Origin of the sequence: Streptomyces sp. NPDC102462, assembly GCF_044765425.1 — a bacterium.
Lineage (GTDB): Bacteria > Actinomycetota > Actinomycetes > Streptomycetales > Streptomycetaceae > Streptomyces.
In genome coordinates this window covers 1-1,169 of the sequence record NZ_JBIWKB010000167.1, presented here as the reverse complement: position 1 = coordinate 1,169, position 1,169 = coordinate 1, and the positions used below count along the sequence as shown (strand labels likewise).

The 1,169-nt window shown below is 68.9% G+C and carries 1 protein-coding gene; it reads right to left on the bottom strand.

Going from position 1 to position 1,169, the window contains the following annotated elements; genetic code table 11:
* On the bottom strand, positions 1–1,167 hold a 1,167-nt coding region (locus ACIRFL_RS43870), incomplete at its 3' end, for an ISAzo13 family transposase (protein ID WP_404041386.1).
* Positions 1,168–1,169: the final 2 nt, after the last annotated feature.

The window sequence follows — 1,169 nt, the reverse complement described above, 5'->3', positions numbered from 1 at the left end:
GCCGCCGGCTGACGTCCCGCCCTGCCGGGGGCGGTCCGGGTGCGGTGGGTGGCTGGCGGGGTGGAGGGTGTAGTTCCAGTCTCCGTGGAAGCGGTGGCGGGTGATCGGCAGGGCGGCGATGGCCTCGTCGCTGATCTGGATGCCAGTGGGGTACTGACCGTTGTCGAGTTCGGCGTGCACGGTCAGGCCGGTGTGGCTGGTGGTCGCGGCGATGGCTTGGAGCATGACTTCATGGCTGGTCAGCGGCCTACCGCGCCAGTTCATGGTGATGTGGGAGAACAGCCGGTGCTCGATCTTGTTCCACTTCGATGTGCCGGGCGGCAGGTGACACACGGTGATCTCCAGGTCGGTCTCGCGGGCGAGGTCGGCGAGGTGGGTCTTCCAGCCGCGGGTGCGGTAGCCGTTGGAGCCCCCGGCGTCAGCGGTGATCAGCAGCCGGCGGGCCCGTGGGTAGGCGTGCCGGCCGACCGCCTGCCACCAGCGGCGGATCGAGGCGACAGCGAAGGCCGCGGTGTCGTGATCGGTGCCGATGCTGACCCAGCCGGTGTTCGCGGCCGTGTCGTAGATCCCGTAGGGAATCGCCTTCTCGGCCTGGCTGGGGAAGTCGTGCGTGTTGACCTTCACGGGCTGCTGGGCGGGTCGCCACTCGTGACCGGCGTTCTTGTAGTTGCCGATCAGTTCCTTCTTTTTGGTGTCCACACTGATCACCGCGTCTCCGGCGTCCCGGTGATCTCGTGCCTGCTCGTTGAGGTAGCGGAACTGGGCGTCCCGGTCCGGGTGTTGGGCGCCTTCGATGGTCTTGGCGTTGGCCTGCAGGCTGAAGCCTTCCTCCCGCAGCAGTCCGGCGACCGTGTCGGCGGAGACGCGGTGGCCCTGCCGGGTCAGCTCCGCTGCCAGGTTCCGGGTCGACTTCGTCGTCCAGCGCAGCGGCGACATCGGGTCGCCCCGCTCGTCGGGTTCGACCAACGCCAGCAGAGCTGGAAGCAGTCCCGGGTCCAGCTCGGTCGCCTTCTTCCGGCCTCCGCCCGCTCGGCGGACTCGTCCCAAAGGGTCCTGGCCGGAATCCAGTTCAGTTACGCCGCGCGAGACCGTGCCCTCCTGGACTCCAGCCGCACGGGCGACGAGTCTGATTCCGCCGTGTCCCAGCGACCGCGCCTCCGCTCCTATGG